This window comes from Streptomyces syringium (genome assembly GCF_017876625.1).
Classification (GTDB): domain Bacteria; phylum Actinomycetota; class Actinomycetes; order Streptomycetales; family Streptomycetaceae; genus Streptomyces; species Streptomyces syringius.
Genome location: NZ_JAGIOH010000001.1, coordinates 4,100,485 through 4,120,867, shown reverse-complemented (window position 1 = coordinate 4,120,867; position 20,383 = coordinate 4,100,485). Strand labels below are relative to the sequence as shown.

At 71.8% G+C, this 20,383-nt stretch carries 22 protein-coding genes; 11 read left to right on the top strand and 11 right to left on the bottom strand.

Features of this window, described 5'->3' with window-relative positions:
- Nucleotides 1-18 precede the first annotated feature (18 nt).
- Complete coding sequence (locus JO379_RS18315) at nt 19-660, bottom strand: TetR/AcrR family transcriptional regulator (protein ID WP_209515877.1); 642 nt, start codon at nt 658-660, stop codon at nt 19-21.
- A gap of 114 nt (nt 661-774) precedes the next feature.
- Between JO379_RS18315 and JO379_RS18310 the strand changes: the two genes are divergently transcribed.
- Together JO379_RS18310 and JO379_RS18305 are read left to right on the top strand one after the other, a co-directional pair.
- Nucleotides 775-924 carry a hypothetical protein gene (locus tag JO379_RS18310; protein WP_209515874.1) on the top strand — a complete coding sequence of 50 codons (150 nt, stop codon included), beginning with the start codon at nt 775-777 and terminating at the stop codon, nt 922-924.
- Between the two features lie 50 nt (nt 925-974).
- Complete coding sequence (locus JO379_RS18305; protein ID WP_130878408.1) at nt 975-1,367, top strand: VOC family protein; 393 nt, start codon at nt 975-977, stop codon at nt 1,365-1,367.
- A 36-nt stretch (nt 1,368-1,403) separates the two neighbouring features.
- On the opposite strand, the gene JO379_RS18300 is transcribed toward JO379_RS18305, so the two are convergent.
- Complete coding sequence (locus tag JO379_RS18300) at nt 1,404-2,294, bottom strand: LysR family transcriptional regulator (protein WP_130878409.1); 891 nt, start codon at nt 2,292-2,294, stop codon at nt 1,404-1,406.
- A gap of 131 nt (nt 2,295-2,425) precedes the next feature.
- On the opposite strand from JO379_RS18300, the gene JO379_RS18295 reads away from it, so the two are divergent.
- Together JO379_RS18295 and JO379_RS18290 are read left to right on the top strand one after the other, a co-directional pair.
- Complete coding sequence (locus JO379_RS18295; RefSeq protein ID WP_209515871.1) at nt 2,426-3,856, top strand: MFS transporter; 1,431 nt, start codon at nt 2,426-2,428, stop codon at nt 3,854-3,856.
- Nucleotides 3,857-3,955: 99 nt separating this feature from the next.
- Nucleotides 3,956-4,321 carry a PH domain-containing protein gene (locus JO379_RS18290; protein ID WP_130878411.1) on the top strand — a complete coding sequence of 122 codons (366 nt, stop codon included), beginning with the start codon at nt 3,956-3,958 and terminating at the stop codon, nt 4,319-4,321.
- A 63-nt stretch (nt 4,322-4,384) separates the two neighbouring features.
- On the opposite strand, the gene dacB is transcribed toward JO379_RS18290, so the two are convergent.
- A complete protein-coding gene (gene dacB, locus JO379_RS18285; protein WP_130878412.1) occupies nt 4,385-5,992 on the bottom strand; it encodes a D-alanyl-D-alanine carboxypeptidase/D-alanyl-D-alanine endopeptidase in 1,608 nt (535 codons plus the stop codon).
- Between the two features lie 177 nt (nt 5,993-6,169).
- Entirely contained in the window at nt 6,170-6,736 is a 567-nt protein-coding gene (locus JO379_RS18280) for a helix-turn-helix domain-containing protein (protein WP_130878413.1), read from the bottom strand.
- Nucleotides 6,737-6,841: 105 nt separating this feature from the next.
- Here JO379_RS18280 and JO379_RS18275 point away from each other — a divergent pair, with 105 nt between their 5' ends.
- Nucleotides 6,842-7,675, top strand: coding sequence for a class I SAM-dependent methyltransferase (locus JO379_RS18275; protein ID WP_209515869.1), 834 nt, complete (start codon nt 6,842-6,844; stop codon nt 7,673-7,675).
- Nucleotides 7,676-7,751: 76 nt separating this feature from the next.
- Here JO379_RS18275 and JO379_RS18270 read toward each other — a convergent pair whose 3' ends face one another.
- The 6 genes from JO379_RS18270 to JO379_RS18245 all read right to left on the bottom strand — a co-directional run bounded on the left by JO379_RS18270 (nt 7,752) and on the right by JO379_RS18245 (nt 15,110).
- Nucleotides 7,752-9,797, bottom strand: coding sequence for a M6 family metalloprotease domain-containing protein (locus tag JO379_RS18270; protein ID WP_130878415.1), 2,046 nt, complete (start codon nt 9,795-9,797; stop codon nt 7,752-7,754).
- Nucleotides 9,798-10,106: 309 nt separating this feature from the next.
- On the bottom strand, nt 10,107-10,415 hold the full coding sequence (locus JO379_RS18265) for an SCO5918 family protein (protein ID WP_130878416.1): 309 nt from the start codon (nt 10,413-10,415) through the stop codon (nt 10,107-10,109).
- A 53-nt stretch (nt 10,416-10,468) separates the two neighbouring features.
- Nucleotides 10,469-12,016: a DEAD/DEAH box helicase gene (locus JO379_RS18260; protein WP_209515866.1), complete on the bottom strand. Its 1,548-nt coding sequence runs from the start codon at nt 12,014-12,016 to the stop codon at nt 10,469-10,471.
- Between the two features lie 319 nt (nt 12,017-12,335).
- The gene (locus JO379_RS18255; protein ID WP_018536328.1) at nt 12,336-12,539 is read right to left on the bottom strand and encodes a cold-shock protein; all 204 of its coding nucleotides are present in this window, start codon (nt 12,537-12,539) and stop codon (nt 12,336-12,338) included.
- A 360-nt stretch (nt 12,540-12,899) separates the two neighbouring features.
- Complete coding sequence (locus JO379_RS18250) at nt 12,900-13,250, bottom strand: MerR family transcriptional regulator (RefSeq protein WP_130878418.1); 351 nt, start codon at nt 13,248-13,250, stop codon at nt 12,900-12,902.
- A 357-nt stretch (nt 13,251-13,607) separates the two neighbouring features.
- The gene (locus JO379_RS18245; protein ID WP_130878419.1) at nt 13,608-15,110 is read right to left on the bottom strand and encodes a SulP family inorganic anion transporter; all 1,503 of its coding nucleotides are present in this window, start codon (nt 15,108-15,110) and stop codon (nt 13,608-13,610) included.
- A 339-nt stretch (nt 15,111-15,449) separates the two neighbouring features.
- Between JO379_RS18245 and JO379_RS18240 the strand changes: the two genes are divergently transcribed.
- The 5 genes from JO379_RS18240 (at nt 15,450) to JO379_RS18220 (ending at nt 19,028) form a co-directional block, all read left to right on the top strand.
- Complete coding sequence (locus tag JO379_RS18240) at nt 15,450-15,857, top strand: YciI family protein (RefSeq protein WP_130878420.1); 408 nt, start codon at nt 15,450-15,452, stop codon at nt 15,855-15,857.
- A 2-nt stretch (nt 15,858-15,859) separates the two neighbouring features.
- Entirely contained in the window at nt 15,860-17,101 is a 1,242-nt protein-coding gene (locus JO379_RS18235; protein ID WP_209515863.1) for an RNA polymerase sigma factor, read from the top strand.
- Between the two features lie 54 nt (nt 17,102-17,155).
- Nucleotides 17,156-17,740, top strand: a complete 585-nt coding sequence (locus tag JO379_RS18230; RefSeq protein WP_130878422.1) for an HhH-GPD-type base excision DNA repair protein — start codon at nt 17,156-17,158, stop codon at nt 17,738-17,740.
- Between the two features lie 202 nt (nt 17,741-17,942).
- Nucleotides 17,943-18,239, top strand: coding sequence for a type II toxin-antitoxin system VapB family antitoxin (locus JO379_RS18225; RefSeq protein WP_003986294.1), 297 nt, complete (start codon nt 17,943-17,945; stop codon nt 18,237-18,239).
- 126 nt (nt 18,240-18,365) lie between these two features.
- Nucleotides 18,366-19,028, top strand: a complete 663-nt coding sequence (locus JO379_RS18220; protein ID WP_209515860.1) for a LytR C-terminal domain-containing protein — start codon at nt 18,366-18,368, stop codon at nt 19,026-19,028.
- A gap of 158 nt (nt 19,029-19,186) precedes the next feature.
- Here JO379_RS18220 and upp read toward each other — a convergent pair whose 3' ends face one another.
- Nucleotides 19,187-19,825 carry a uracil phosphoribosyltransferase gene (gene upp / locus JO379_RS18215; protein ID WP_130878424.1) on the bottom strand — a complete coding sequence of 213 codons (639 nt, stop codon included), beginning with the start codon at nt 19,823-19,825 and terminating at the stop codon, nt 19,187-19,189.
- 160 nt (nt 19,826-19,985) lie between these two features.
- On the opposite strand from upp, the gene JO379_RS18210 reads away from it, so the two are divergent.
- Entirely contained in the window at nt 19,986-20,225 is a 240-nt protein-coding gene (locus tag JO379_RS18210; RefSeq protein ID WP_130878425.1) for a hypothetical protein, read from the top strand.
- Nucleotides 20,226-20,383: the final 158 nt, after the last annotated feature.

The window sequence follows — 20,383 nt, the reverse complement described above, 5'->3', positions numbered from 1 at the left end:
GTTCCCGGGCAGCCGCCGTCAGGCCGTCGCGGCGGGGAAGTCGCCGAGGGAGCCGGCGAGGAGGTCGAAGACGTGCGCCGCCTCCGGGGCCACCGTGGCGGCGATGCTGTCGTTGGAGTGGCCGGCCAGGGTGAGCTCCTGGATGCGCTGGAACAGCAGACGCTGAGCGGCCGCGAGAAGGGCCGCGGCGGCGCGGGCGGCGATGGCCGAGCCCGCGTCGGGAGCGGCCTCCGCGAGGATGGCGGCGAGGGCCTCCTCCCGCTGGTCGTGGAGGTCGCGCAGCCGGGCGGTGAGGGTGGGACTGTCGGCGATCATGCGGGCGAACTCCGGGCCGGCGAAGCCCGCGACGGGGTCGCGCCGGCCGAGCGCGGCGTCGAACTCCCGGCGCAGCGCGGCGAGGGCGGACTCGCCGTCGGCTCGGCCGGCGACGGCGCGGGCCAGGCTCGCGGTGAATTCCTCGTGGTGGTCGAGAGCCAGGTCCTCCTTGCGCGGGAAGTAGTTGGTGACCGTCTTCTTGGCGACCCGGGCCGCAGCGGCGATCTCGGCGATGGTCGTCCGCTCGAAGCCCTCCTCGATGAAGAGCCGCGTGGCGTGGTCGGAGATCAGCTGCCTGGTCTCCTGCTTCTTGGACTCACGGAGCCCCGGTGTCTCGATACCCATGGGGCAATCTTACCCCCGTAGCAAATTTATGCTTGACGGATCTTCTGCGCCGTGCGTAAAGTTACGTCCGTTGCAAAAATCGCCTCGGCGAAATCCTCACGGAAGAGAGTCCGTATGCGAAAGACCGACACCGCCAAGCTCGCCGCCGCCCAGGGCGCCGGCCCGAACTCCGCCACCACCCGCCGCCCGACCCGCGAGCTGCCCCGCACCGGCCGCCGGACGGTCGTCCGTACGCAGCACCAGGCACCGCGCCGCACCTACTGACGCCCCCGCCCCCGCCCCCGCACTTTCCCAAACCCCGCCGAGGAGCTGCCGTGAACGTCTCCGTCTCCACCCTTTCCCTGACCGTCGCCGATGTGGACGCCTCCCGTGACTTCTTCACCACCCACCTCGGCTACCGGGTGGCCATGGCCGACGACGGCTTCGCGTCCCTGACCCGTGACGACGCGGCCGTCGACATCGTCCTGCTCCGCCGGGGCACGGAGGTCCTCCCGGCCGAGCAGCGCGACCAGCACGCGTCCGGGCTGATCGTCGCCTTCACGGTCACCGGTCTCGCGGCGGAGGAGGAGCGCCTGCGGAGCGAGGGCGCGCCCATCACCATGCCGCTGCGCGAAGAGCCGTGGGGCGAGCGCCTGTTCCAGATGACCGACCCCAACGGCGTCGTCATTCAGCTCGTCGAATGGGTCCAGGCCTCCCCCGACGCCTGAGGCACCGGGGGCCCGGCCCGGGTCCGGGCCCCCGCGCTACGCCCCCGTCACCGCCTTCAGCGCCGCTCGGGCGAAGGCCCGGACCGCGGTCGTATGGTCCGCGGCCCGCCACACCAGGCCGTAGCCGATGGGCTCGGCGTCCGCGAACGGGACGTAGGCGACGCCGGGCCGGGCGTGGTACGTGGCGGTGTGTGCCGCCGCCAGCAGGGCGCCCTTGCCGCCCGCGACGAGCGTGAGCGCTTCCTGCATGTTGGTGACGGCCGGGCCACGGGCGATCGGCCGGCCGCCGGGCGTGTGCGTCGGGGCGTGCTGTTCCAGCCAGTAGTCCGGGACTTCGCCGGCGACGGTCAGCAGCGGCACGGCGGACAGGTCCTCCAGCGACACCGCCGCGCGCGCGGACAGCGGGTGGCCCGCGGCGATCGCGAGCACGCGCTCCTCCGTGAGCAGGGCGGGCCCCTCCCCCAGGTCGTGCTCGCGCACCGGGAACTCGGTGAGCTGCACGTCGAACTCGCCCTTTCGCAGCTGCCCGTACGGGTCCGACAGCGGCACTTCGCAGATCTCCACGGCCAGCCCGGGGTGGCTTGTGTGCAGTGCCTCCGCCGCCTTCAGCACGATCTCCCCGGCCGGCGGGGTGGAGAAACCGACGTGCAGCACCCCGTCGATGCCGCGTGCGGTCGCGGTGGCGCGGGAGACGGCGGCCTCGATCGCGCGGTGGTGCGGTTCGAGGTCGTCGCGCAGTTGCCGACCGAGGACGGTGAGGGCCACGCGGCGGCTCGTGCGGTCGAACAGCAGGGCGCCGACGCGGCGTTCCAAGCGCTGGACGAGCTGGCTCACCCTGGCCCGGGACAGCCGCATACGGTCGGCCGTGCGGCCGAAGTGCAGCTCCTCGGCGAGGATCAGAAAGCACTCGAGTTCATCGCGTTCCACGGCCGCCCCCTCCGGCCTACGGATCGGTAAGCCCGGCTGAACGAACGTTGCGATCTTCGCCGTTGTTCCCCCGTGGCGCCTGGTCGAGGGTGGTGGAACCGACCGCTTCCCCACACCACCGAGGAATTCAGATGAGTGCGCTGAGCCCGCGCAGCCGGGGCGTGCTGTTCGTCCTGTGCGGCGCCATCTTTCTGGAGGGCATCGACGTGGCCATGCTCAATGTGGCCCTGCCGTCCATCCGTGCCGATCTCGGCATGTCCACCGGCGAGCTCCAGTGGGTCATGAGCGCCTACGTCCTCGGTTACGGCGGCTTCATGCTGCTGGGCGGCCGGGCGGCGGATCTCTTCGGCCGCCGCCGGATGTTCGTCCTCTGGCTCACCGTCTTCCTGCTGTTCTCCGGGCTCGGCGGGCTCGCCACCGAGGGCTGGATGCTGATCGTCGCCCGGTTCGTCACCGGCGTCGCCGCCGCCTTCATGACCCCGGCCGGGCTGTCCGTCATCACCACGAGCTTCGAGGAGGGGCCGCAGCGCAACAGGGCCCTGTTCATCTACTCCGGCACCGCGGCGGGCGGCTTCTCGATCGGCCTGGTCGTCGGCGGGCTGCTCACCTCCGTCGGGTGGCGGTGGGTCTTCTTCGCACCGGTCGCACTGTCCTTCCTGATCCTCGTCACCGCGCTCGCGCTCGTACCGAAGTCACCGCGCCCCGAGCGGACCGGGCAGGGCGTCGACCTGCTGGGCGGGGCCACCGTCACGGCCGCCGTCGTGCTGCTCGTCCTCGGCGTCGAGCGGGCCACCCACACCGGTGTCGGCTGGACCCTCGGCACGCTCGGTGCGGGCCTGGTCTCCCTGGCCGCCTTCGTTGCCGTCGAACGGCGCTCGTCCTCACCGCTCGTACGCCTCGGTGTGTTCCGCTCCGGCTCCCTGGTCCGCGCCAACCTCGTCGGGCTGCTCTTCGCCGCCGGGTTCTTCGGCTTCCAGTTCCTGGTGGTGCTGTATCTGCGGGAGCTGCGCGGCTGGTCGACGCTTCAAACGAGCTTCGCGATGATCATCATCGGCATCGACGCGGTCCTCTCGCCCACCCTCACGCCCAAGCTGGTCGACCGGTTCGGCAACGCCCGGGTGATCTTCGGCGGGCTGCTGCTGGCGGCGCTGTCGTACGCGCTGTTCCTGCCGGTCGGCGCCGACTGGACGTATCCGGCGATGTTCCCGAGCCTGATCGTCCTCGGGCTGGCCTTCGCGCTGACGTACGGGCCACTGACCATCGTGGCCACCGATGGCGTCAAGGAGGAGGAACAGGGGCTGGCCGGCGGTCTGCTCTACACCTCCTTCCAGTTCGGCGCGGCGCTGGGCCTCTCCGCCGTCACCGCGGTGAACGTCGCCGCCACCGACTCGGACGCGCCCGCGGCCCTGCTCGACGGCTATCACGCCGCGCTCGTCGTCCCGCTCGCCGCGGCCCTGCTGGCCGCGCTCGTCGGCGCCTTCGGGCTGCGGTCCCGGGCGGGCGGCCGGGAGGTCGCGTCCGGCACCACCACCGAGCGCGCCGAGGTGTCCGTGGCACGGTGAACACCGCTGCCGGGCAGCACGCTTCGGCGCGGGGGACCCTCCGCGCTAAGCGCCCTATACAGTGTTGAGACAGTCGAGTTCGATAAATGGGGGGCCGACATGGGTCTGTTCGGAAACGCGCACACCGTCGATCCGGTGTCGGCGCAGCAGGACTACGCGCGGCTGCTGGGGCACGGCGAGCAGGTGCACGCCGCCTACCTGCTGATTCGCGACACCATGCTCTTCACCGACCGCCGGCTCGTCCTCGTCGACAAGCAGGGGATCACCGGCAAGAAGGTGGAGTACCACTCCATCCCGTACCGGAGCATCACGCACTTCGCGGTGGAGACCGCCGGTCACTTCGATCTCGACGCGGAGCTCAAGATCTGGCTCTCCGGCAGCCCCACGCCGATCCAGAAGACCTTCACCAAGGGCGTCGACATCTACGAGGTGCAGGCCATCCTGACGCAGTTCGTGGCGCGGTAGCCGGGTGGGTGGTGTCGAGCCGCGGGGCTCGACACCACCAGTCGCTCAGCGCCTCCCAACCACTCAGCGCCGTCTCGCCGCGTTCCGCTGGAGGTACGCGGCGATGTCGGCCATGTCGTTCAGGATGCCCAGGAGGCCCTGGATGTCGCGGGCCGAGGCGCCGTTCGCCCCGACGAAGAACACGTCGTAGTGCCCCGGGCTCGTCTCTAGATACCCGGCAAGGGTGTCCCCGCCCACGGCCAGGCGGTTGTTCAGCTCGTCGGCGCCCGCGAAGGTGCCCGGCTTGGCGAAGACCTTGCCCCGGGCGGGGCAGCGCCGGCAGTTGTCCGCGAGGGACCCGTCGACGCCCAGGACGGGCAGCGCCTCGCGGAACCGCCTCGCTTGGGACGTGTGCTGCCAGTACGTCAGGATCTGCGCGAGCGCGCGGGGCGTGGCGCGGTCGTTGGGGTTTCCGCCCCGGCCGTCGGCCAGTTGCACCGCCTTGCGGTCCACGTGGGCGCGGTCCAGGAACTTCGCGAGGACGGGGAATCCGTCCTGGCAGTCGCGGCTTCCCGCGTGGACGGCCATCAGACAGATCCCGAGGTTTGCCCCGAGGTTGTGGCTGACCTTGAAGATGAGCCTGGCGTACTGCGCGAAGGGCGGGGAGGTGTACCGGGCCACCTTGGGCGCGCCCCGGTAGGAGTGCGGCAGTCTGCCCGTCGGGTTGGGCCCGACGGTCTTCGCGCGGACCTGCACCCCGGCCCTCTCCAGCGCCTGGATCAGGGCGGTCCGGCCGAAGGCGTTCGGGTCCTCGATGTCCGACACCCGCAGGACCGGGGCGGAGCGGGCGGCGATGGTGCCGGACAGCCGGATGCGGGTGCCGTCGGCGGAGGTCCGCACCTTGATGTCGGTGGGTTTACCCGCCGCCACCGTCCTGACGGTGGACGTCACGCGGTAGGGCGCGACCTTCGGACGCCAGTCGAGACGGGCGGGCTGACCGGCGCGGCGGCCCGGAGTGGTCAGCAGATCGATGACGTTGTCATTGATGATCAGCGGCCTGGGCGTCGGGTCGAGCGTGGCATCGGGGCGGAACAGCCGGGGATCGACGACCACATCGCCGTCGACGTGCCTGATGCCCGAGGCGCGCACCTGACGGGCCAGTCGGTTGATGCCGGCCAGCGGATTCTGCGGGGTGAGCGTCGCGCCGGGAACGTCATTGGCGTAGGTGTGGTCGATGTCGGTGTAGGCGACGCTGCCGTTCGCGCGCGTTCTGCCGCCGAGGGTCAGATCGCCCTGGGCGACCAGGTCCAGGTCGCCCTTGAGGGTCGATCCCCGGCGTTTGCCGACGGCGCGCACCGGTGTGACGAAGCGGTGACCGCCGCCGAGGGTGCTCCAGGCGCCGCTGACGCTGAAGAGCTTGGCGGCGGAGCCGGGGATGAAGAACTGGTCGGCGTTGCGGGAGTGCGTCACCTCGCCGCTCTCCGGGTCCTGCTGGAACAGCCCCCACCGGGCGTGCCGGTACGCGGGCTTGTCCATGATCGAGGAGATGCGGGGGTCGAGGTCGTGGTGCTTCCCCGACGGGGCGGGCGTCGCCTGGGCGAGGCCGGTCGCGGTGATGCTGCCGGCCAGCAGGAGGCTCAGGGTGCTGAGGACGCGCCGTCGGCTCCGGCGTCGCGTGGCGGCTGGTGACATACGGACTCCACCGGTGGTGTGGTGATGCGCGAGGGCCCGAAATGGGCGCTTTGAGGGTATGGCTCGCGATCACCGGCGGGGCGCGGCGCGGCGGCCGTATCCCCCGGACGCCCCAACTCCCTGGCCGGGGGCCTCAGCGCGGCGACGGCCGGGGCCGCGCGCCGCGACGACCGGCCGTCAGCCGCCGTGGGGCTTCGCGCGGACGTGCATCCGTTCGCCCTGCGGCCCGAACAGGCTGATGATCTCCACCGGCGCCTCCCCGGCGCTCCCGAACCAGTGCGGCAGCCGGGTGTCGAACTCCGCGACCTCCCCCGCCGTGAGCACGGTGTCGTGCTCGGCGAGCACGAGCCGCAGCTTCCCGCTGAGTACGTAGAGCCATTCGTACCCCTCGTGCGTGCGCGGCTCGGGCGTGCTGCGGGTGGCGGCGATGACCATCTTGAACGCCTGGAGCCCGCCCGGCTGCCGGGTCAGCGGCACCACGGTCGAGTCACCGCGCCGGATCGGCTTCAGCCTCACGCGCGGGTCGCCGACGGGCGGCGCGCCGACCAGCTCGTCCAGCGGCACCTGGTGGGCGTGCGCGATCGGCAGCAGCAGCTCCAGGCTCGGCTTCCGCTGCCCGGACTCCAGCCGGGACAGGGTGCTGACGGAGATGCCGGTGGTCTGCGACAGCGCCGCGAGGGTGCAGTTGCGCTGCCGGCGGATGTGTTTGAGCCGCGTACCAACGGCGGCGAGCACGTCTTCCATTCCCCTATTGCAGGAATGGCAACAAGGTTTGTCAATCGCGCGGGACGGGGCGCAGAGTCGGTCGCGAGCCGGACATGACCGAGGAAGAGCTGAGGAGTACGCGCGATGAGCGACAAGGACTTCGACTGGGCCGCGATGGCCGATCTGCTGGAACTCGAGGGCGAGACCCACAGCCCCTACGTACGCCAGGCCCTGGAGGAGCTGGGGGACCTCGCGCCTCGGCGGATCCTGGACATCGGCAGCGGCCCCGGGGTCGCGGCCTGCCGGATGGCCGCACGCTTCCCGCAGGCCGAGGTCACCGCCGTGGACGGGTCACCGGAGCTGCTGGCCCGCGCCGGGGAACGGGCCGAGCGGCTCGGGGTCCGGCTGCGCACACAGGTGGCCGACTTCCCGGAGGGCCTCGCCGACCTGGGCACGGCGGACCTGGTGTGGTCGGGGCAGGTCGTGCACCACGTCGGTGACCAGCAGGGCGCGCTGGACCGGCTGGCCGGGCTCCTCGAGCCCGGTGGTGTGCTGGCCGTCGTCGAGGGCGGCCTGCCGGCCCGCCAGCTCCCCCGCGACCTGGGCTTCGGCCGTCCCGGGCTGCAGACCCGGCTGGACGTGATGATGGCCGAACGGTACAACCGGATGCGCGACGAGCTGCCCGGATCGGTGGCGGTGGTCGAGGACTGGCCCGGCATGCTGCGGGCCGCGGGGCTGACCGGGGTCCGCAGCCGGACGTTCCTCGTGGACCACCCCGCGCCGCTGGCCGACGGGCCGCGGCAGTCGGTGCGGAGCACGCTGGAGCGGCAGCGCAAGATGCTCGACGAGCTCTTGGACGCGGAGGACCTGGCGACGCTGGACCGGCTGCTCGACCCGGCCGACCCGGCGGGTATCGAGAAGCGCGAGGACCTGTTCCTGCTGACCGCGAAGACCGTGCACTTCGGGCGGCGGTCCTAGCGGCGGGCCCAGGGGGCAACCGGGACTCCGCCAGGAGCCCCTCCTCCATCGCCCGACGGGCCACCGAGCCTTGCCCTCAACCGCCCGACGCGCTGCCGCGAGCCGGCGTGCAGGTGGCCGTGGCCGTCCTGCCGGGGTCGCTCTCCGAACGGGCGGTGAGGACGACCTTGCCGTTCCGTTCGGCCCCCGGCTTCGCGGTCACGGCGACGCCGACGGGGACGGTGGTCCCGGACGCGGCGGCGGTGAGCCGGTTGGGGAGCCAGGCGGACCAGCCGCGCCCGGAGGCCGTGGCCGACAGCCGGTAGACGTCGGACGACAGCCGGGGGTCGGCGGAGGTGGCGCGCCCGGTGTTGCGGAGGTCGAAGACGCACAGGGCCCGGCCGTTCGCGGGATCGCCCTTCGCCGTGCCCCGGCCGAGCGCGAGCCCGCGCTTCTGCGGTCCCGCGCCGTCCAGGGACTTCACGCCGACGTCGTAGGAGAGCACGCCGGAGGCGTCGCGCCGCACGTCGAGGATGTAGAAGTGCAGCCGGTTGGCCTCGTCGACGTACTCGTAGGAGCTGCCGGAGTCCGCTCCCGCGTGGAAGAGCGCGTCGCTGAGCTGCCGGTAGTCGCCCATGGTGATCTTCTGTGGGGTGCCGTCGGGGCGGGTGAAGTCCACCAGGTCGATGTCCTCCGGATGCGCGTCGACCGCCCAGACGAACGGGGCCCGGTCCGCGTTCTTGGTCTTGCTCAGCAGCACCCCGCTGTCGGGGGTGAACGAGTCCATGCCCATGCGGTCGACGACTTCGACGGTGTAGTTCTCGTAACCGCCGCCGTCGCACAGCGGGTCGGTGGCCCGGTCGCACGTCGGGGAGAGGTCGCGGCGCATGGTGATGTTGACGCCGGTGAGCCCCTTCTCGCCGGGTGGCGCGGAGCGGGCGGTGACGCGGGCGACGACGAGGCCGGAGTTCTTCAGGGCGTCGCGGTCGAGACGCAGGACGTTCTTCTCGTCGACGATGCCGAGCTTGAGCTTGTCGCGCAGGACGTGCTGGGCGCCCATCGAGCCGCCGGCCGCGGCGGGCACCTGCCAGCGGGTGTGCGGGCCCCCGGGGCCGTTGAAGGAGCCGCGCGAGAGCATGCCCCAGATGCCGGTGTAGGCACGGCTCAAGGGCTGGCCGTAGGGGTTGTTGTAGTTGTCCCCTATGCCCAGGATGTGGCTGAGTTCATGGGCGAACGTGGCCATGCCGGAGCTCTCGGCCTGGGTGGACGATCCGTTCGCCGCGTTGGGCCAGATGCGGGCGGCCGCCTGCCAGGACGTCCACGGCACGTAGCGGGTCCTGGCCGCGTTCCCGCCGCCGGGGATGGGGGACGGCGGCCCCCAGGCGGCCGGCACGTCCTGCGGGGAGGCGAACTTCATCTGGCCGAACTCCTGCCAGGCGGAGGACTCGTCGACCCCGGCGGTGAGGTAGAAGACGAAGTCGAAGTCGTCGACCCGGTCGGCGCCCACGTCGGCGGTCCACAGGCGCTTGCCGTCGGCGCGGATGTCCTTGCCGCAGGTGTCCCCCACCGGGCAGGCGCCGGGGTTCATCCCGGGCTCGATGCCGTACTGGTAGGACTTCCACGGCATGCGGTACACGCCGAAGGCGGTCAGGTCGACGCCGACGCGGCCGCCGGAGTCCTCCATCCAGTACTCGTTGATGGTGTGACCGCGGTTGAGCGTGCCGGGCTTGTTCAGGAAGTCCTGGTAGAACCCGGGCACCTGCGCCCGGGGGATGTTGGAGGCGGCGGGCAGCGGATTGCCGAAGATGCCGGACCCGGGCGGCCTGCTGACCGAGAACTCCTCATCGGGGTAGTCCAGGAGCACCAGGGCGCCCTTGAACGTGCGCTGTGTGGGCTTGACGTCGGGGTTGGCCCAGTCGGTGCCGGGGACCGGGCGGTACTCGGCCCAGGTCATGTCGTCGGGGTTGCGCCAGCGCTGTGGGTCGATCGGCTGGACGAGGGGCGGGCGCGGCCGGGGGCCGGTGTCGGGTACCGCCCGTGCGGGCCCGGCGGCGACGACGGCCAGGACACCGAGGAGCGGAGCGACAACGCTGAGCGCGCGTAACCGACGTGAGCGACGGACGCGTCTGCGGCGGAGGAACAAGACTCACCTCTTGTCTGAAGTCATCGGACGAGGAGATGGCAAGCCGTTCGATGGGAGTGCCCCACCGCGGTCAAGGTAGAGCTGAGGGAGACGTGACGCCAGAGTGCCCGCGTGACGTTTGTGAGGACGGCGAAGGGCCCCGGCCGGTGGAACCGGCCGGGGCCCTCAGGGTCCTGTCGGCATCGGACATGCCGCTGCCCGGGGGCGGCGTGCCGCTTCCCCGGGCTGTGAACTAGCGGAGCTCCTCCGCGAGTTCTCCTTCACCCCGTGCTCACCCCGTGCGGGCCGGGGCGATGAGGAGTCCGGCCGTCAGACGACCGGCGGCGCTCCGAGCAGGGCCGACGCCGTCTCGAACGGGGTCGGGGCGGCGGCGGGCACCGGCGCGGGGACATCGTGGCAGGTGAAGCCCAGACGGGTCAGCGCCCGGGTCACCTCGCCCGCGGTGAAGTCACGCCGGTCCTGCCGGGTGATCACTTCCCCCACCTGCTTGACGGGGTAGGTGCGGCGGCCGATGGTCACGGACGGGCCCGTGACGGGTTCGGGCTTGACGCCCTTCATCGAATGCTCGACCTCACTCTTGACCAGGTCGAAGGGGAAGCGGGCGATGACGCAGCGCATAGTGCCTCAACAGGGTGGGAGGGAAGACCGGTAGCGGATGCGGACCGGGGGGATCAGGCGGCGTTACGGGGCGGGGTGCGGCGCTGGGCGGCGCCGCCGGACCGCTCCCGCGCGGAGGCGGAGGCGGCGGAGCGGCGCGCCTGCGCCGGACGGCTGCGCTGGCCGCGCGCCGAGGAGCCGCGCCTGGGGCGCTCGGCCACCGGCGCGGAGATGGTGACGGGGACACCCGAGGGCGCCTGCGCACCGGTGATGCGGCTCAGCTCCGCCTCGCCCGAGCGGACCTGGGCGATGTGCGGGGTGATCCCGGCGTCGGCCATGAGGCGGACCATGTCCCGGCGCTGGTTGGGCAGCACCAGGGTGACGACGCTGCCGGACTCGCCGGCGCGGGCGGTACGGCCGCCGCGGTGCAGGTAGTCCTTGTGGTCGCTCGGCGGGTCGACGTTGACGACGAGGTCGAGGTTGTCGACGTGGATGCCTCGGGCGGCGACATTGGTGGCCACCAGCGCCGTGACATGCCCGGTCTTGAACTGGGCGAGGGTCCGGGTGCGCTGGGGCTGGGACTTGCCCCCGTGCAGCGCCGCCGCCCGCACCCCGGAGTTCAGGAGGTGGGTGGTGAGCTGGTCCACGGCGTGCTTGGTGTCCAGGAACATGATCACCCGCCCGTCGCGGGCGGCGATCTCCGTGGTGGTGGCGTACTTGTCCGCGCCGTGCACGTGCAGGACGTGGTGTTCCATCGTCGTCACCGCACCGGCGGAGGGGTCGACGGAGTGGACCACCGGGTCGTGGAGGTAGCGGCGGACCAGGAGATCGACGTTGCGGTCCAGGGTGGCGGAGAACAGCATCCGCTGGCCCTCGGGGCGCACGAGGTCGAGGAGCTCGGTGACCTGGGGCATGAAGCCCATGTCGGCCATCTGGTCGGCCTCGTCCAGAACGGTGATGTTCACCCGGTCCAGCCGGCAGTCGCCGCGCTCGATGAGGTCCTTGAGCCGGCCCGGTGTCGCGACGACGACCTCGGTGCCGCCGCGCAGCGCGCTGGCCTGGCGGCCGATCGACATGCCGCCGACCACGGTGGCCATGCGCAGCTTCAGCGCCCGGGCGTACGGGGTGAGCGCGTCGGTGACCTGCTGGGCCAGCTCGCGGGTGGGTACGAGCACCAGGGCGACCGGCTGCCTGGGCTCGGCGCGCAGCCCGGCCGTACGGGCCAGCAGCGCCAGCCCGAACGCCAGCGTCTTGCCGGAACCGGTGCGGCCACGGCCCAGGACGTCCCGGCCGGCCAGCGAGTTCGGCAGCGTCGCCGCCTGGATGGGGAAGGGCTCGGTCACGCCGAGGCCGGTGAGCGTCGTCAGCAGCTCGGCGGGCAGGCCGAGCTCGGCGAACGCCTCGACGGGGGGCAGCGCCGGGGTGATGGTCACCGGCAGGGCGAACTCTCCCTGCCGTGCGGCGGGGCGCCGCCCGTAGCCACCGGAGCGGCCGGAGGACTGCGAGCGGCCCTGGCCGCCCGACCGGCCCTGGGCCTGCTCGCGGAAACCGCGGCCGGAGCCTGCGGAGCCGCCCTTGCCGGAGCGGGCGTAACGGTCGTTCGAACGGGTTGTGCGGTTCAAGTGGAACCTTCCTCGATACGGCACGTATCGAGGAATTCCCGGCGGCCTGCGATGAGCCGCTCAGAGATCGCAAGAACGAACCGAAGAAAAGACGAAATCGAAGCCGGTCGCCTCGATCGGGACCGGCGTGCGCCCGGCTGTGCGCCGTACGGCGAAACCATGGGCGGGCTGTGCGGCCGGAGTCACGGGCGGTTTGTCCGCCATGATCCGGGAAAAGGGGATTTCCCGTGCGGCGCACCGCGGGCGAACCCCTGAAAAAGCAACGAGCTGGGGCCCGCACCCAAGGTGCGGGCCCCAGCTACGTCATGCGTCCGGGCGCTTAGGCGGGGACGATGTTCTCCGCCTGCGGGCCCTTCTGGCCCTGCGTGACGTCGAAGTTCACCTTCTGGCCTTCCTGGAGCTCACGGAAGCCCTGGGTGGCGATGTTCGAGTAGTGGGCGAACACGTCCGGGCCGCCACCCTCCTGCTCGATGAAGCCGAAGCCCTTTTCCGCGTTGAACCACTTCACGGTGCCAGTAGCCATGTCATATCTCCTTCGGGGCATTGCCCGAGACCCGCACTGTGCGGATCTCGCGTCGCTGTGATGATCGCCCCGGCCGGAAAGCACCGGAAATACGAAAGAGCACTCTCCGGCATGGAATGCCGGGAAGCGCACTTGAAGTCCTTGGGTAACCACAACTGCAACTGGAATCCAGAGTAGCACGGCGCGAGCGGCCGGGCACGGGAAGTAATTTCACTCCGCCCGCTGTGCCATAAATCCTTACCGCGCATTGCACTGATTTCTGTGGCTGCGGCAATAGATATTCGGCGTCCCGGCCGTTCGTGTCGGCGCCCGGCCGTTCGCGTGTGCGGGCGCCGGACGCCCTGCGTCGGGCGTCCCGCGTCAGCCGCCGCCGGCCTTCCGCGGGCCCTCGGGGTCGGTCCGGCGCAGCTCCTCATTGATCCGGAGGGCGTCCTCGAGCTGATCCTCGAGGATCACGATGCGGCAGGCGGCCTCGATCGGCGTGCCGCTGTCGACGAGCTCCCGGGCCCGGGCGGCGACACGTAGCTGATAGCGGGAGTAGCGGCGGTGGCCGCCCTCGGAGCGCAGCGGAGTGATCAGCCCGACCTCCCCGATGGCCCGGAGGAAGCCGGGCGTGGCCCCGATCATCTCCGCGGCACGCCCCATCGTGTAGGCGGGGTAGTCGTCGTCGTCGAGTCGATCGGTGGCGGACGGTTGATTCTCTGGGGGCATTCGCACCTTTTCTGGGACGCGTCGAAGCCCCCGGCGCCTTGCGGCACCGGGATCCCGAGGCGTTTTTGAGCACCATCCGCGTCGGCAGTGTGCGCCGAATTCCACCGATTTGTGTCGGCCCAGGAGGGCGGCGTATGTCCCGCCTCCGGCGCTTCACTGCCGGTGCCGGTGATGCTCACACCGGTTACGGGAAAAAGCCTAGCCCCGCGCAAAGTCCATGTCTACTGTCACCATGACAGGTTTTCGCGCTCCCCCGGCGGAATTTCTTTGCAATTGCCCTGGACATCGGGCCGGACAAGCACGAGCGGCGCCCGGCGCCGCTCGTCAGCCACTCCTCGGCAGCCCGTCAGCCGCCCGTCACCCGGTCGCGGCGAGCTCGCCGCTGAGCGTGCCGTGGAGCCGGGCACTGTGTTCGTCGAGGCCGGTGATCCGGACGGTCTTGCCCCGCTGCGCGTACTTGGCGGTGACGGCGTCCAGCGCGGCCACGGAGGAGGCGTCCCATATGCGGGCGCCGGTGAGGTCGATGACGACCTCGTCCGGGTCGCCGGCGTAGTCGAAGCGGGCCGCCAGGTCGTTCGCGGAGGCGAAGAACAGCGCGCCCGTCACGGCGTGGACGACCCGGCCGCCGTCGGGGTCGGTGACCGAGGTGACGTCCGCGACGTGGGCGACGCGCTTGGCGAAGATGACCATGGCGGTGATCGAGCCGACGACCACACCGACGGCGAGGTTGTGGGTGGCGACCACACAGCCGACGGTGATCACCATGACGGCGATCTCCCCGGCGGGCATGCGCCGCAGGGTCCGCGGCGCGATGGAGTGCCAGTCGAACGCGGCGACCGACACCATGATCATGACGGCGACGAGAGCGGCCATGGGGATGTCGGAGACGACCGGGCCGAAGACGACGCACAGCACCAGCAGGAACGCGCCCGCGAGGAACGTCGACAGCCGGGTGCGGGCACCGGACACCCGTACGTTGATCATCGTCTGGCCGATCACCGCGCAGCCGCCCATGCCGCCGAACAGACCGGTGACGATATTGGCGATGCCCTGGCCGATCGATTCGCGCTTCTTGTCGGAGCGGGTGTCGGTGATGTCGTCGACGAGCTTCGCGGTCAGCAGCGACTCCATCAGCCCGACCAGCGCCATCGCCAGCGCGTAGGGAGCGACGGTCGTCAGGGTCTCCAGCGTGAACGGCACGTCGGGCAGGCCCGGCACCGGCAGCGAGGAGGGCAGGTCACCCCGGTCGCCCACGGTCGGCACCGCGATCCCCGCGGCCACGGTGACGACGGTGAGGATGACGACGGACACCAGCGGCGCGGGCACCGACCGGGTGATCCTCGGGAAGCACACCATCAGCGCGATACCGGCCACGACCAGCGGATAGACGGCCCACGGCACGTCCCGCAGCTCGGGCACCTGGGCCAGGAAGACCAGGATCGCGAGGGCGTTGACGAAGCCGACCATCACGCTGCGCGGCACGAACCGCATCAGCTTCGCGACCCCGAGCGCGCCGAGCGCGATCTGGAAGACACCGGCGAGGATCACACAGGCGATCAGGTACCCGAGACCGTGCTCGCGGTTGAGCGGGGCTATGACCAGGGCGACGGCCCCGGTCGCCGCCGAGATCATCGCGGGCCGCCCGCCGACCACCGCCGTGGTGACGGCCATGGTGAACGAGGCGAACAGCCCGACGCTCGGATCGACCCCGGCGATCACCGAGAACGAGATCGCCTCGGGGATCAGCGCCAGCGCGACCACAAGTCCGGCCAGCACCTCGGTACGCAGGAGCTTCGGGGACAGCCGGGGCGGGCGGACGGCGCGCAGCCGCGCGACGGGGGACAGTGCGGGAGAGGGCAAGGGAGGAGGAACCTCATCGTGCTCGGGCGCACCCCGTCGGCGGGGCCGGGGCGGGCGGGAGGGGAAGCCGTGCGAGGCCCGGCACGCGGCCGGGCGGGAGGCGCTCGAAGAACGGACCGGCCGTCGGCGCCCGTCAACTCTACCCACCGGGCCTTCCGAGCCGTCCGGACCGAGGCGGCAGCGGCCGGCCCCTGCGTACCGCGCGGTAGTCCCGGAGAGTGATTCCGGGGAAATTTTCCGCGAGGTGGCGAGCGAGGTGTCGAGAACGCGTCGTCGGCCACGACGTCCCCTGTGAGAGTCGCCCGCACGAGGTGACGAGGCAGCCGAGGGAGCGAAGTCATGAAGTATCTGGTGATGGTGCAGGGAACCCAGGCCGACTACGAGGCGATGCGCGGCCAGGAGTCCGCGCACAGCCCGGCCTGGAGCGAGAAGGACGTGCAGACGATGTTCGCCTTCATGGGACAGCTCAATGACGAGCTCGCCGAATCCGGCGAGCTCGTGGACGCCCAGGGCCTGGTCGAGCCGGCCCGGACCCGCACGGTGAGCGCGGGCGAGGACGGCCGCCCGGTGATCTCCGACGGCCCCTACGGTGAGACCAAGGAATTGCTCGCCGGGTACTGGGTGCTCGACTGCGCGAGCCTGGACCGGGTCACCGAGATCGCCGCACGCGTCACCCAGTGCCCGGCCCCGGCGGGCGCCCCCGTGTACCCGGTGGTGATCCGTCCCATCGACGAAAGCGGTTGCTAGGGGTGAGACGTACGACCGAGGTCGAGGACCTGCTGCGCCTGCACGCGCCGCAGGTCCTCGGCGCGGTGGTGCGTCGCTACGGTCACTTCGGGCCGGCCGAGGACGCCGTACAGGAGGCGCTGCTCGCCGCCGCGCGGCAGTGGCCGGAGACCGGCCCGCCGGACAACCCGCGCGGCTGGCTGATCAGGGTCGCCTCCCGGCGCCTCATGGACGCGCTGCGCTCCGAGGAGGCCCGGCGCAGACGCGAGGAGAGCGCCGCGGCGCTCATGCCCCGGGACGCCTTCACCGCCCCGCCGCCCGGTGAGGGCCGCGCCCCGTCCGAGGACGACACGCTCACCCTGCTGTTCCTGTGCTGCCACCCCGCGCTCACCCCACCCGCGCAGATCGCCCTGACGCTGCGCGCCGTCGGGGGCCTGACCACGGCCGAGATCGCCCGCGCGCTGCTGGTGCCGGAGGCGACGACGGCACAGAGGATCAGCAGGGCGAAGCAGAAGATCAAGGGCCAGCCCTTCCGGCAGCCGGGTCCGGAGGGCCGCGACCGGCGCCTCGCCGCCGTGCTCCAGGTCCTCTACCTGATCTTCAACGAGGGCTATACGGCGACCTCCGGCACCGCGCTGCACCGCGCGGACCTCGCCCATGAGGCGATCCGGCTGACCAGAGCCGTACGCCGGCTGCTGCCCCGGGAGGGCGCGGTCTCCGGGCTGCTGGCGCTCATGCTGCTCACCGAAGCCCGCAGCCGGGCCCGCACCGGACCGCACGGCGAGCTGATCCCGCTGGACGAGCAGGACCGCACCCGCTGGGACCGGCGCGCCATCGCCGAGGGCACCGCCCTGGTCGAGGAAGCCCTGGCCCAGGGCCCCGCGGGCGCCTATCAGCTACAGGCGGCCATCGCGGCGCTGCACGACGAGGCGGCCCGCGCCGAGGACACCGACTGGCCGCAGATCCTCGCCCTCTACGACGTCCTCGTGCGCCGCTCCCCCGAGCCCATGGCCGAACTCGGCAGGGCCGTGGCCGTCGCCATGGTGCACGGCCCCCGGGCCGGGCTCGCCGAAGTCGACGCGCTGGAGGACCGCTTGGCGGGCCACCACCGGCTCGACGCCGTCCGCGCCCATCTGCTGGAGAAGGCGGGGGACGCCGAAGGCGCCAGGGCCGCCTACCGACGGGCGGCCGGGCACACCCTCAGCGTCCCCGAGACCCGCTACCTCCGCGCCCGCGCGGCCCGGCTGACGCCCCCGCCGCCGTGAGCGCCACCGCGCCGCGCGCGTGCGACGGCCCGGGGCACGGGGGATCATCGACCTATGTCTCCTTCGCTCCGGCTCGCGCAGCAGCCCGAAGCCGACGAGCTGCTCTCCCGCAGCCCGCTGGCCGCCCTGGTCGGGATGCTCCTGGACCAGCAGGTCCCCATGGAGTGGGCCTTCACCGGGCCGTACACCGTGGCGCGGCGGCTGGGCCACGACGACCTGGACGCGCGGGAGATCGCCGCCAAGGACCCCGAGGAGCTGGAGGCGCTGTTCGCGGAGAAACCGGCCGTGCACCGCTATCCGGCCTCCATGGCCAAGCGGGTCCAGCAGCTGTGCCAGTACCTCGTCGAGCACTACGACGGGGACGCGAGCGCGGTCTGGCGCGACGCCGCCACCGGCCGGGAACTGCTGGAGCGGCTCAACGAGCTGCCCGGTTTCGGCAAGCAGAAGTCCCAGATCTTCCTGGCGCTGCTGGGCAAGCAGTTCACGGTGACGCCGGACGGCTGGCGGGAGGCGGCGGGCCCGTACGGCGAGGACGGCTCGCACCGCTCGGTGGCCGACATCACCGGCCCGGAGTCGCTGGAGAAGGTCCGCGCCCACAAGCAGCAGATGAAACGGGCCGCGGCCGCGAAGAAGACGTGAGGCCCGTAAAGGCCCCTCCCCCCGGCGCCGCGATCCGTCATCCACAGCCTGTGCATAACGTTCCGGCGCGCCGAATCCGAGGAAAAAGGGCTGTCAGTCACACAAGCGGGCCCATACACACTCCCGGTATGCGGCTGATTGTCGCCTTCGCACTACCGCGCCATGGCTGCGCTCGGAGCCTGTCGCCCGGTAGGCTTTCCGTGTGATCTTCAAGCGCATCGGAAACGGGCGGCCGTACCCCGACCACGGCCGGGAAAGCACCCGGCAGTGGGCGGACGTCGCCCCCCGCCCGGTGCGCCTCGACCAGTTGGTGACCACGAAGCAGCAGCTCGACCTCGAGACGCTGCTCGCGGAGGACTCGACGTTCTACGGCGACCTCTTCGCCCACGTCGTGAAGTGGCAGGGCGACCTCTACCTCGAGGACGGTCTGCACCGCGCGGTGCGGGCGGCGCTCCAGCAGCGCCAGGTCCTGCACGCCCGCGTACTCGAACTGGGCTGAGCACCGGCCGCGATACCCCCGCGCCACCACCCGCCCCCGGCCGATATTGGCCCTTTTGGGTTGGGGTGCCCGCAACCCGTTGATCATCTAGTAGGCAGCGGCTCCGGCCCGCACTACGCTGCGCCCATGAGCATGCTCACCCCTCCCGGCATGGGCGGAAAGTACCGCATCACGGGCAGCCGGTTCCCGCACATGCGCCGCCCTCGAAGCCGCCGCAGGATCGTGCTCGCCGCGGTCGCCGCGACCGTCGCGCTCGGTCTGGGCGGGTGGGGGACGGTCCAGCTCGTCGACGTCTTCTCCGGCGGCGGCAGCACCGAGACCCGCGCGGCCCCCAAGGGCGGCGAGGGCGACTGCAAGCCCGCCGACGGCGGGACGGCGGGACGGGCGGCCACCGCCCCCGCGGCCCCGAAGCCACTCCCCAAGCCCTCCGACATCACCGTCAACGTCTACAACGCCACGCCGCGCGGCGGTCTCGCCAAGACCACGGCGGACGAGCTGGTGAAGCGCGGCTTCAAGATCGGCAAGGTGGGGAACGCCCCGGCCGCGTACGACAAGAAGGTCGCGAAGGCCGGGCTGCTGCTCGGCGGACCGGAATCCGACGGCGCGCTGAAGCTCGTGGGCGCCCAGCTCACCGACACGGAGGCGCAGGCCGGCCGGCACGACGACGCGGACATCGATCTGATCCTGGGCACGGCCTTCAAGCAGCTGTCGTCGCCGGCGGACGCCGAGCGGGCCGTGGCCGAGCTGACCGCGCCGCCGAAGCCGTCGCCGTCCGCGCGGAAGTGCTGAGCGCCGGACGGGCTGCTGTGCTGTGTCCTCAAGCGCCGGACAGGCATTGAGCCCGTCCGGCGCTTGAGGACGCGCCCGCAGGGCGCTCGCCGCCGCAGGGGGCAACGAGAACGGCCCGGGGCACGGAAAAGTCAGACCTGAGCGGCCCGGTGAACCGCTCAGCCCGCGGCGGTCCCGTACATGCGGTCGCCCGCGTCACCGAGGCCGGGGACGATGTAACCCGCCTCGTTGAGCCGCTCGTCCACCGATGCCGTGACGACGGTGACGGGCGCGCCCGCCAGATCGCGCTGCATGACCTCGACGCCCTCGGGCGCGGCCAGCAGCGTGATCGCGGTGACGTCGTCCGCGCCGCGCTCGATCAGCTCATTGATCGCGGCGACGAGCGTGCCGCCGGTGGCGAGCATCGGGTCGAGCACGTACACCTGGCGACCCGAGAGGTCGTCGGGCATCCGCGTCGCGTACGTCTCCGCCTTGAGGGTCTCCTCATTGCGGATCATGCCCAGGAAGCCGACCTCGGCCGTGGGCAGCAGCCGCACCATGCCGTCGAGCATGCCGAGCCCGGCACGCAGGATCGGCACCACGAGCGGGCGCGGGTGGGACAGCTTGACGCCGGTGGTGGCGCAGACCGGGGACTCGATGTCGACCTGCTCGGTGCGCACGTCGCGCGTCGCCTCGTAGGCGAGCAGGGTGACCAGCTCGTCACTGAGACGCCGGAAGGTGGGGGAGTCGGTGCGCTTGTCGCGCAGCGTGGTGAGTTTGTGCGCCACCAGCGGGTGGTCGACGACGTGGATCCGCATGACATCGACATTAACCGAGCTTTCGGGCATCAGCGTCCGCCCGGTGCCCGACGACGGTCTGTCGCCTCAGTGGCATCAAACCACCACTAAGGGGGAAAGTGGGCACGTACGCCTGGACTGACGCTCCGGGCGAGGACCTCGGCGCGAGGTGGTGCTGCCCATGGCTGACCGTGACAAGCGCGGAACCGATCCGGACCCGGAGGCCCGGGAGGCGGGGAGACCGACAGAGCCCCTGGACCGGGCGGAGGGCTCGGAGACCGAAGGGGAACGCAGGCGCAGACGCGCCCAGTTCCTCCGCGAGCTGAACGAGGCCAAGGAGCTGCGGGACCGGGTGCAGCCGCGCCGGGCCCGGGCGGCGCGGATGCGCCAGCAGATGCGCATGCGGACGTTCCGCTGGTGACGGGGAGGGCCCCGGACGGCCCGCGACACGGGCGGGCGGCTCACCCGACACGTCCGGGCTGCCAGGTGAGGCGTACGGGCGACGCACCGGCGCCCGTACGGGCCACGTGAGCCACATCTCTTCGGACTGCTGCACGACGCAGCGCGGAAGACCTCTCG

What these genes read in the sequence shown, in the direction of transcription:
- JO379_RS18230 (WP_130878422.1), top strand. Translation starts at nt 17,156, where the DNA reads ATGTCTCCTTCGCTCCGGCTCGCGCAGCAGCCCGAAGCCGACGAGCTG.
- JO379_RS18265 (WP_130878416.1), bottom strand. Translation starts at nt 10,415, where the DNA reads ATGCGCTGCGTCATCGCCCGCTTCCCCTTCGACCTGGTCAAGAGTGAG.
- dacB (WP_130878412.1), bottom strand. Translation starts at nt 5,992, where the DNA reads ATGTCACCAGCCGCCACGCGACGCCGGAGCCGACGGCGCGTCCTCAGC.
- JO379_RS18275 (WP_209515869.1), top strand. Translation starts at nt 6,842, where the DNA reads ATGAGCGACAAGGACTTCGACTGGGCCGCGATGGCCGATCTGCTGGAA.
- JO379_RS18255 (WP_018536328.1), bottom strand. Translation starts at nt 12,539, where the DNA reads ATGGCTACTGGCACCGTGAAGTGGTTCAACGCGGAAAAGGGCTTCGGC.
- JO379_RS18290 (WP_130878411.1), top strand. Translation starts at nt 3,956, where the DNA reads ATGGGTCTGTTCGGAAACGCGCACACCGTCGATCCGGTGTCGGCGCAG.
- upp (WP_130878424.1), bottom strand. Translation starts at nt 19,825, where the DNA reads ATGCGGATCCACGTCGTCGACCACCCGCTGGTGGCGCACAAACTCACC.
- JO379_RS18315 (WP_209515877.1), bottom strand. Translation starts at nt 660, where the DNA reads ATGGGTATCGAGACACCGGGGCTCCGTGAGTCCAAGAAGCAGGAGACC.
- JO379_RS18295 (WP_209515871.1), top strand. Translation starts at nt 2,426, where the DNA reads ATGAGTGCGCTGAGCCCGCGCAGCCGGGGCGTGCTGTTCGTCCTGTGC.
- JO379_RS18240 (WP_130878420.1), top strand. Translation starts at nt 15,450, where the DNA reads ATGAAGTATCTGGTGATGGTGCAGGGAACCCAGGCCGACTACGAGGCG.
- JO379_RS18250 (WP_130878418.1), bottom strand. Translation starts at nt 13,250, where the DNA reads ATGCCCCCAGAGAATCAACCGTCCGCCACCGATCGACTCGACGACGAC.
- JO379_RS18220 (WP_209515860.1), top strand. Translation starts at nt 18,366, where the DNA reads ATGAGCATGCTCACCCCTCCCGGCATGGGCGGAAAGTACCGCATCACG.
- JO379_RS18210 (WP_130878425.1), top strand. Translation starts at nt 19,986, where the DNA reads ATGGCTGACCGTGACAAGCGCGGAACCGATCCGGACCCGGAGGCCCGG.
- JO379_RS18280 (WP_130878413.1), bottom strand. Translation starts at nt 6,736, where the DNA reads ATGGAAGACGTGCTCGCCGCCGTTGGTACGCGGCTCAAACACATCCGC.
- JO379_RS18310 (WP_209515874.1), top strand. Translation starts at nt 775, where the DNA reads ATGCGAAAGACCGACACCGCCAAGCTCGCCGCCGCCCAGGGCGCCGGC.